Origin of the sequence: Acinetobacter sp. WU_MDCI_Abxc222, assembly GCF_025514755.1 — a bacterium.
GTDB classification, from domain to species: domain Bacteria; phylum Pseudomonadota; class Gammaproteobacteria; order Pseudomonadales; family Moraxellaceae; genus Acinetobacter; species Acinetobacter geminorum.
On record NZ_JAHPVG010000015.1, the window covers coordinates 42,924 to 51,243 of the forward strand.

The following is an 8,320-nucleotide window of genomic DNA, read 5'->3' on the forward strand; positions in this document are numbered from 1 at the left end:
TGGGTGGCGTTTGTGATATTGATCGAGAAATTAAAAAAGATGTTCTCAGACTTGGCAATAATCAAATAATTAATGTAGTAAATAACAGTGGTTTTTTAACAAAAAAATATTATTTAAAATTAAATATTTAGTTTTTATCATTGATCTTTCTGACAGAAATATTTCAATAATAACATTAAAAATATTATTGTTAATTTTTGTAACAAATAAAAAACCGCGCCTAAGCGCGGTTTTTTATTAAAGAAACAAATTATTTTTTGTCATCTTTAACTTCAGTGAACTCAGCATCTACAACGCCATCATCTGCTTTTTGTTGACCCGCATCGCCACCTTGGAATGCATTTGGATCAAAGCCTTCAGCACCACCAGCTTGTTGCGCTTGTTCATAAGCACGTTGAGTGATAGGCATCAAGATGTTTTGTAAAGCTTCAGTTTTTGCTTTGATATCTTCTACATCATTTTCTTTTGTTGCTGCTTCAAGTTCAGAAACAGCAGTGCTTACAGCTGTTTTTTCATCTTCAGTAACTTTATCACCAAGATCTTTAACAGCTTTGTTCGAGCTTGAAATTAATGCATCAGCTTCGTTACGAGCTTTTGCAAGTTCTTCAAACTTACGATCTTCTTCAGCATTCGCTTCAGCATCTTTAATCATTGCTTCGATTTCAGCATCAGACAAACCTGAGTTCGCTTTAATCTGGATCGATTGCTCTTTACCAGTGCTCTTATCTTTAGCAGATACTTTCAAGATACCATCAGCATTGATGTCGAAAGATACTTCAATTTGTGGCACACCACGTGGAGCAGGTGGAATATCGCCTAATTGGAAGTTACCCAACAATTTGTTTTGTTGAGCCATCTTACGTTCACCTTGGTAAACTGAAATGTCTACAGCAGGCTGGTTGTCAGCAGCAGTAGAGAACACTTGTGATTTCTTCGCAGGAATCGTCGTGTTTTTCTCAATGATTGGTGTTAATACACCACCCATTGTTTCAATACCTAAAGTTAATGGTGTTACGTCTAATAAAAGAACATCAGTTTTGTCACCAGACAATACCGCGCCTTGAATCGCAGCACCGATAGCAACTGCTTCGTCAGGGTTCACGTCTTTACGTGGCTCTTTGCCAAAGAATTCTTGTACTTTTTGTTGTACAAGTGGCATACGAGACTGACCACCAACCAAGATCACGTCAGAGATGTCAGAAGTCGAAAGACCAGCATCTTTAAGCGCGATTTTACAAGGCTCAATTGTACGAGCAACTAAATCAGCAACTAAACCTTCAAGTTTCGCACGTGTTACATTGATCACTAAGTGTTTAGGACCAGTTGCATCAGCAGTGATGTATGGAAGGTTGATTTCAGTTGCATTTGATGAAGAAAGCTCGATTTTTGCTTTTTCAGCAGCTTCTTTCAAACGTTGTAACGCAAGTGGATCATTTTTCAAGTTCACACTTTGTTCTTTCTTAAATTCTTCAACTAAGAATTCAATTAATGCGTTATCAAAGTCTTCACCACCAAGGAAAGTATCACCGTTTGTTGATAACACTTCGATTTGTTGGTCGCCATCAAGGTCTGCGATTTCAATGATTGATACGTCAAAAGTACCACCACCTAAGTCGTAAACTGCAACTTTACGGTCGCCTTCTTTTTTGTCCATACCGAACGCAAGTGCAGCAGCAGTTGGTTCGTTAATGATACGTTTAACGTCTAAACCAGCGATTTTACCCGCATCTTTAGTCGCTTGACGTTGAGCATCATTAAAGTAAGCAGGAACAGTAATAACTGCTTCAGTAACTGTTTCACCTAAATAGTCTTCTGCAGTTTTCTTCATCTTTTTCAAGATTTCAGCAGAAACCTGTTGAGGCGCTAATTTTTTATCGTTTACTTCAACCCAAGCATCGCCATTGTCTGCTTTGATGATTTTATAAGGTACAAGACCGATATCTTTTTGTACCGCTTGATCTTCATAACGACGACCGATTAAACGCTTAATAGCGAATAATGTATTTTTCGGGTTAGTTACTGCCTGACGCTTAGCACTTTGACCTACTAAGATCTCGCCATCTTTATAAGCAATGATCGATGGAGTTGTACGTGCGCCTTCAGCGTTTTCGATTACTTTTACTTTATCGCCTTCAAGTACAGCAACGCATGAGTTGGTAGTACCTAAGTCAATACCAATAATTTTTGCCATGTGACGTTTTCCTCAAAAATTCTTTTGCAATGTTTTTGCTTGTTATCCGATATGAGAGTGAATCTATTTTTTTCAAGCGTTTTAGCGAAAAAAAATCTAAAAACTCTCAAAAAATTATTTATTGACCAACCATAACCATAGCAGGGCGCAATAAGCGACCGTTTAATGTATAGCCCTTTTGTAAAACGCTACCGATTTCATTTGCTTTAGCATTTGGGTCAATACCGACAGCTTGATGTAAATCCGCATTGAAGCCATTTTTCGTATCAGCTTCTACAACACCAAATTTTTCAAGTGTGGTTAACAGCGACTTCAAGGTCAGTTTAATACCTTCAAGTACTGGCGTTTCTTCATCGCCAGCTGCTTGAATTGCACGCTCTAAATTATCAACAGAATCTAGTAATTCTTTTGCAAATTTTTCAAGCACAGTCTCTTTATGCTTGTCAGACTCACGTTGAATACGCTCTACACTTTTTTGTGCTTCATAAACTGCATTCGCAGTACGTGCTTTTTCAAGTTTTAGGCTTTCTTCTAATTTGGTGATTTGCGCTTGTAAAGATTCAACGGTAACGTCGTTTGCTTGCTCTACACCTTCAGCCTGAGTTTGCTCATTAGATTGCTCTGCTTGCTCGTGTTGAATGTCTTGAGCTTGCTCATTTTGCTCATTAGCCATTGATGATCTCCGTTTAAATGGGTTTTTAAACATGTACAGTCCTTTTGGCATCAGCATTTACTGGGTAAAACCTGAACTGCCATGCATATGCTGTAATTCATTAATAGGGATGAAGTATGGGCATTGCCTAAAAATTCAAGCGTACACGGCAATTTAAAACTTTTAATTTTGCGGTTTTAAGTAAAAATTTAAATTTTCGATCATAAAAGCAATAAATTCCTGGGTTATTTTGGGCAAATGTTGTCTTGAAGCATATACTACCGACAAACTTAATTCGGGAGCCGAAAAGTTTTTAAATAAAGGCACCAATCGTTTTTCTTTTAAATCTTTTTTAACTAATAAAGTCGGTAACATTGCCACACCTTGAGCATGTACACACATGTCATAAACAGCATTTACATCATTACTTTTAAAGGTGACGTTTAAAGGATAGTTTTGAGGTTGCTGTTCAGTATCAAAAAGTGTCCAAAATTGATGTTGGCTATGGTGAGCTAAACATTCATGTTGAATAAGTTGCCTTGGATGGGAGAGGGGGCTGTGTTGCTTTAAATAATCAGGATGAGCACAGAATACAGACTCGATTTGACAAACTGGTCTCGCAATTAATCCATCTGCAACTTTTTGCGTTATACGTAAGGCTAAATCGACCTGAGCATCAATTAAGTCCATTGTATTTTCAGTAAGATATACATCAAATTGAATATGCGGATGTTGCTGTTTAAATTGGCGGATACATTCCCCAACCCCTAATTGAAATAAAAATAAACCACAAGTGAAGCGAATCGTACCGTTATGTTGTTCTGGTGCGGCTAACTCTTGTAAAAGTTGCTGTTGTTGTAAAATATTCTCACAGTAGAGTAGGGCTTTTTCACCTGCTGGGGTGAGAGATATTTTTCGGGTATTTCTTTGAAATAGTCGAGTTGAGAAGGTGTGCTCAAGGTGCTCAAGATAGCGAGAAACCATTGCACGGGAATAATTTAGATGTTCTGCAGCTTTGGTTAAATTGCCATGTTGAGCAATAGAAACAAAGACTTGTATGGCTTTTAATGTATCCATATGCTTTATCATTGTTACAATATATGCAACAGTTTATCTTAATTTAGTGCATTTATCTCACAAGAATTGCAATTTAAAGTATTTCTCATGAAATTGGAGATACATAATGAAATTTTTTAAATTAACTGCTTCTGCCCTAGCAACTGCGACTGCTTTAACGGGAGCTCCCTCAGCTTTTGCGCAAGATTTGAAAATCCAAAGTTTTCTGGCGAAACCCGAACATTTTGGCGTGACTTCTACTTTAATTGAAGGTGATAAAGACGTTCTGTTGGTGAATGCACAATTCTCAAAATCTGAAGCATTACGTATTGCTGCTGATATTCTCGATAGCGGTAAAACACTAAAGACAATTTTCGTAAGTTATGGCGATCCGGACTATTACTTTGGCTTAGATGTATTTAAACAATACTTCCCAAGTGTACAAATCATCGCTACACCGGAAACTGTTAAACATATTCAAGATACTCAAGCGCTTAAAGTGAAGTATTGGGGCCCACAAATGGGTGCAAATGCGCCTAGCCAAATTATTGTGCCTCAAGCTTATACTGCTAAAACTTTAAAACTAGAGAATGAGTCGATCGAGATCAAAGGTAAAAAAGAACTTACTTATTTATGGATTCCTTCTTCGAAAGCTGTTGTAGGCGGTATCCCAGTATCTTCAGGTATTCATTTGTGGATGGCAGATACACCAAAAGTTAAAGATCGCAATGAAGTGATTCAAGCTTTAGAAAGTATTAAATCACTCCAACCTCAAACAGTTGTTCCAGCTCATATGGTTGAGGGAGCTCCACAAGGTTTAGATGCGGTTAACTTTTCTATCGACTATCTCAAGAGCTATGAAAAAGCGGTTAAAGTAAGTAAAAATGCGAGTGAGCTAAGTCAGCTCATGCAGAAACAATATCCAACATTAAAGAGTGTGGATAGCCTAGAGCTAGGCGCAAAAGTTGTAAAAGGTGAGATGCAATGGCCGTAATTTAAATCGAAACACCATCAATTTTTTAAAAAAGCCGTGGTTCATCCCCGGCTTTTTTTATGAAATAAGACATTTTCAAGTAAAAAGTCTCTGTAACATTCTACGCACCTTATATAGCGTTTCTATAAAGAGAAAATTTTTAACGAGAGTAAAAGGCTAAGATAAAAATTAGAAATTGATAAAATTAAACAAAAGCTTAAGTTACAGCTTCTATATAAAAGGTAGAGGTGCGGCTAAGGAAGAGGTTTTAATAAAAAATTGCACAATTTGTACTTCTATTACTACAAAAGACAACCAATGATACGCACGCCAGAAAAAAAAATTGTGAATTATAGGCAGCGCGAAGATGAACTTTGCATTTAAATGTTTGTCGTAATGAAAGGAAAGTGATTATGAAAAAATTAGGTCTTATCTCTGTAGTACTTGCTGGTGTTGCTTTTACAGCTGTTGGTTGTGCATCTGAAGCTGGTTTAAATGCATCAGGTTCAGCTCAAACTAGCGCTAGCCCATCTGGCGTACAAGCTGGTGTGGGTGTAGATGCTGGCGTTTCTGGTCAAGCTCAACCAGGTCAAGTTGATGCTGGTGCTTCTGGTTCTGTTTCAGGTTCTGCAACTGCTCAGTAATTCTTAGCGATAAGAACAGTTAAAAGGTTATAGAGTGCATATATTTAAGATGCCAATTTATATATGAAATGAGCTGCTACTCATTATTCTATAATCAAGAGAATGTGGATTTCTCAAAAAAGCCCCGAAAGACTTATCTTTTGGGGCTTTTATGTAGTCATAAATTTAATCATCATGACGATAATCTCGACGGTTATGGTCACGATCCTCTACTCGCTTCTTATCCCACTCGTGGTGTTTTTTATCCTCTTTATGGCGTCTTTTTTCCCATTCACGACGATTTTTGTCTTGTTCGCGAGCATCCTTACGTTGTTGTTCGTATATTCTTTTACGCTCTTCCCAACGTTTTCGTTCCCAATCACTATAGCGACGTCCATCATTGCGGTCGTAGCGATCATCATCATGATCATGGTAACCGTAACCACCGCGGTAATAAGGATCATCTGTATAAGCTACACAGCCTACAGTTAAGAGACTGGTTGCTAATAAAGTAACAACTAGTTTTGCTGACATAGTAGTACCTCTTTTTATCTGTTAACAATAATTGGCAAAAAAGTCCTGTTTAAAACGACAGATTTGTTAATGACATTTGCTTTAAATCAGATTAGCGTAATTTGGTTTTTACCTTTGTATCTTGATTACATGAGTTGTATGCGAATATAGTCAAACAACAACAGAATTCTGTAGAAAATATGAAGGATAAGAGGAATTCATGGAGATAGGCATGACAGCATTTAATCAAAAAATTCAAACATTGCTAGATAAGGGCCAGGGGCCTGCTGCTCGAGCTCTTGATAAGTTACCTCGATTAGCTCAAGAATCACTTGCCAAAATCCTTGGATATACCTACCAATACCCAGATCTCGACTCATTTACTAAATGTATGATGGCCGTACAAATTAAACAGGGGCGTATTGGTTTTATTGGTCCAGATCCTATTGAGTCTAGACGGCAGTTTGATACACAAATGCTAGCTATACGCCAGAAATCAACGGAAATTGATTCAGTAGAAGACATTCGTTTACCGCTCCAAAGTGGGACTGTTTTCGCAAGACACTATCATCCGTCCCCGAATAAAAAATTACCTCTTATTGTTTTCTATCACGGGGGAGGGTTTGTTGTGGGTGGTTTAGATACTCATGATGAGGTTTGTCGTATATTGGCAAAATATGCAAAAGTACAAGTTCTCAGTATTGATTATCCTCTTGCACCTGAAGTTTCACCTCAACATTTAATTCAGTCATGTGAAGATGCCTTAGCTTGGGTATATCAAAATCGCAGACAACTAAAAATATTAAAAAATCGCATTGCTGTAGCAGGAGATAGTGCTGGCGGAAATATCAGTACGGTTGTCGCTCAACGATCAGTAAACAAACCTTATGTTCCACAAGCACAACTTCTTATTTATCCTACAGTAGATTTTAAAAGTCGACATCCTTCTTTCTATGCTTATAACGAAGGATTGGTTTTAACAGATAATGATATTAATTATGTCACTCAATATTATGCAACTCAGCATAATATAGAATTAGATGATCCAATTATTTCTCCAACCTATGGTAATTTGAAAAAGAACCCGCCAGCTTTCGTGATTACGGCTGGTCATGACGTATTGCATGATGAAGCGAAAATTTATAGCTATAAGCTAAGACAAAATGGCGTCAAAATGCATTATGAAGAATATCCAGACCAAACCCATGGTTTTATAAATTTGACACCTATTTCTAAAAAGGCGAAAAGATATACTATCGAGATCAGTAAGAACTTCAGAAAGTTCTGGGATAAAAATAGTTAAACAAAAGCCTAGTCCATGTTTCACGTGGAACGTGGACTAATAGTCAAATCTAAAATATAAAGTGCTAAATAAAAGATAATAAATACTCACTAGAATTCTTTTATATAGATGATTAAATTTATTCTTCATTAAGTTTTGCATTTTATTGTAGGAAGATATGAAAAAATTATTAATGTTATGTTGTTTGGGTATGAGCAGTCATTCAGTATGGGCTGACACTTTAGTTGAAATGCAAACAAATTTAGGCAATATTGAAATACAACTTTATGATGATAAAGCACCAAAGAGTGTGAAGAATTTTAAAGACTATATAAAGTCAGGCTTTTATAAAGATACGATATTTCACCGTGTAATTCCGGGCTTCATGGTGCAGGGTGGTGGCCTTACTGCAAATATGCAGGAAAAGACTACGCGAGCACCTATCAAAAATGAAGCTGGGAATGGAATTGCTAACACACGCGGAACGTTGGCGATGGCTCGTACTGCAAATCCTGACTCAGCAACTAGTCAGTTTTTCATTAACGTTACAGATAATAATTTTTTAAATCGTTCTTCGGGTAATCCGGGTTATGCAGTTTTTGGAAAAGTAATTAAAGGAATGGATGTGGTTGACCGTATTGTTCAGGTCCCTACATCAAACTATGGCATGCATCAAAACGTACCAAAACAGTCTATAAAGATAGTAGATATAAAGTTTAAAACTCTTCAAAAATAAATTAACTATATAAATCATATATTTGTTTGTTTTTGAGGTTTTATTTGGCTGAAAAAGAACCGGTCGAACGTGCATATTTATAAAAGTGCTTGCGTACCAGTTTTTTTTCCCTATAATGCACTCATCCCGACGCGATACACGAGAATATCTTAGCTTACAGGGTTAAGATGAAAGCTTAGTATTGCGTTGAATTCTGTCTCTGACGAAGAGCAGAAAAATCATTAAGAGAATTGAAGAACAACTTGTGTGGATTTTTACTGATTGATTAATCGAAATAATTTTCATTGATTGATT

8 protein-coding genes are annotated in these 8,320 nt (G+C 36.9%); 4 read left to right on the forward strand and 4 right to left on the reverse strand.

From position 1 onward, the window contains the following. Nucleotides 1–250: 250 nt before the first annotated feature. From dnaK to KTJ10_RS16535, 3 genes are all read right to left on the reverse strand, one after another. The gene (gene dnaK, locus KTJ10_RS16525; RefSeq protein WP_002115449.1) at nt 251–2,191 is read right to left on the reverse strand and encodes a molecular chaperone DnaK; all 1,941 of its coding nucleotides are present in this window, start codon (nt 2,189–2,191) and stop codon (nt 251–253) included. A 118-nt stretch (nt 2,192–2,309) separates the two neighbouring features. After that, the gene (gene grpE, locus KTJ10_RS16530; protein WP_002115470.1) at nt 2,310–2,864 is read right to left on the reverse strand and encodes a nucleotide exchange factor GrpE; all 555 of its coding nucleotides are present in this window, start codon (nt 2,862–2,864) and stop codon (nt 2,310–2,312) included. 162 nt (nt 2,865–3,026) lie between these two features. Beyond that, nucleotides 3,027–3,920, reverse strand: coding sequence for a LysR family transcriptional regulator (locus tag KTJ10_RS16535; protein ID WP_252150837.1), 894 nt, complete (start codon nt 3,918–3,920; stop codon nt 3,027–3,029). A gap of 106 nt (nt 3,921–4,026) precedes the next feature. Here KTJ10_RS16535 and KTJ10_RS16540 point away from each other — a divergent pair, with 106 nt between their 5' ends. Beyond that, nucleotides 4,027–4,893: an MBL fold metallo-hydrolase gene (locus KTJ10_RS16540; RefSeq protein ID WP_199978462.1), complete on the forward strand. Its 867-nt coding sequence runs from the start codon at nt 4,027–4,029 to the stop codon at nt 4,891–4,893. Between the two features lie 392 nt (nt 4,894–5,285). Next, nucleotides 5,286–5,516, forward strand: a complete 231-nt coding sequence (locus tag KTJ10_RS16545; RefSeq protein ID WP_000733015.1) for a hypothetical protein — start codon at nt 5,286–5,288, stop codon at nt 5,514–5,516. Between the two features lie 165 nt (nt 5,517–5,681). Here the strand turns inward: KTJ10_RS16545 and KTJ10_RS16550 are convergent, their stop codons facing one another. After that, entirely contained in the window at nt 5,682–6,029 is a 348-nt protein-coding gene (locus KTJ10_RS16550; RefSeq protein WP_086265132.1) for a hypothetical protein, read from the reverse strand. A gap of 211 nt (nt 6,030–6,240) precedes the next feature. Here KTJ10_RS16550 and KTJ10_RS16555 point away from each other — a divergent pair, with 211 nt between their 5' ends. After that, nucleotides 6,241–7,311, forward strand: coding sequence for an alpha/beta hydrolase (locus KTJ10_RS16555; protein WP_199964144.1), 1,071 nt, complete (start codon nt 6,241–6,243; stop codon nt 7,309–7,311). A gap of 157 nt (nt 7,312–7,468) precedes the next feature. Beyond that, entirely contained in the window at nt 7,469–8,026 is a 558-nt protein-coding gene (locus KTJ10_RS16560) for a peptidylprolyl isomerase (protein WP_262442455.1), read from the forward strand. Nucleotides 8,027–8,320 lie beyond the last annotated feature (294 nt).

Coding starts and splice junctions, on each gene's coding strand:
- KTJ10_RS16560 (WP_262442455.1), top strand. CDS start 7,469: ATGAAAAAATTATTAATGTTATGTTGTTTGGGTATGAGCAGTCATTCA.
- dnaK (WP_002115449.1), bottom strand. CDS start 2,191: ATGGCAAAAATTATTGGTATTGACTTAGGTACTACCAACTCATGCGTT.
- grpE (WP_002115470.1), bottom strand. CDS start 2,864: ATGGCTAATGAGCAAAATGAGCAAGCTCAAGACATTCAACACGAGCAA.
- KTJ10_RS16540 (WP_199978462.1), top strand. CDS start 4,027: ATGAAATTTTTTAAATTAACTGCTTCTGCCCTAGCAACTGCGACTGCT.
- KTJ10_RS16545 (WP_000733015.1), top strand. CDS start 5,286: ATGAAAAAATTAGGTCTTATCTCTGTAGTACTTGCTGGTGTTGCTTTT.
- KTJ10_RS16550 (WP_086265132.1), bottom strand. CDS start 6,029: ATGTCAGCAAAACTAGTTGTTACTTTATTAGCAACCAGTCTCTTAACT.
- KTJ10_RS16535 (WP_252150837.1), bottom strand. CDS start 3,920: ATGGATACATTAAAAGCCATACAAGTCTTTGTTTCTATTGCTCAACAT.
- KTJ10_RS16555 (WP_199964144.1), top strand. CDS start 6,241: ATGACAGCATTTAATCAAAAAATTCAAACATTGCTAGATAAGGGCCAG.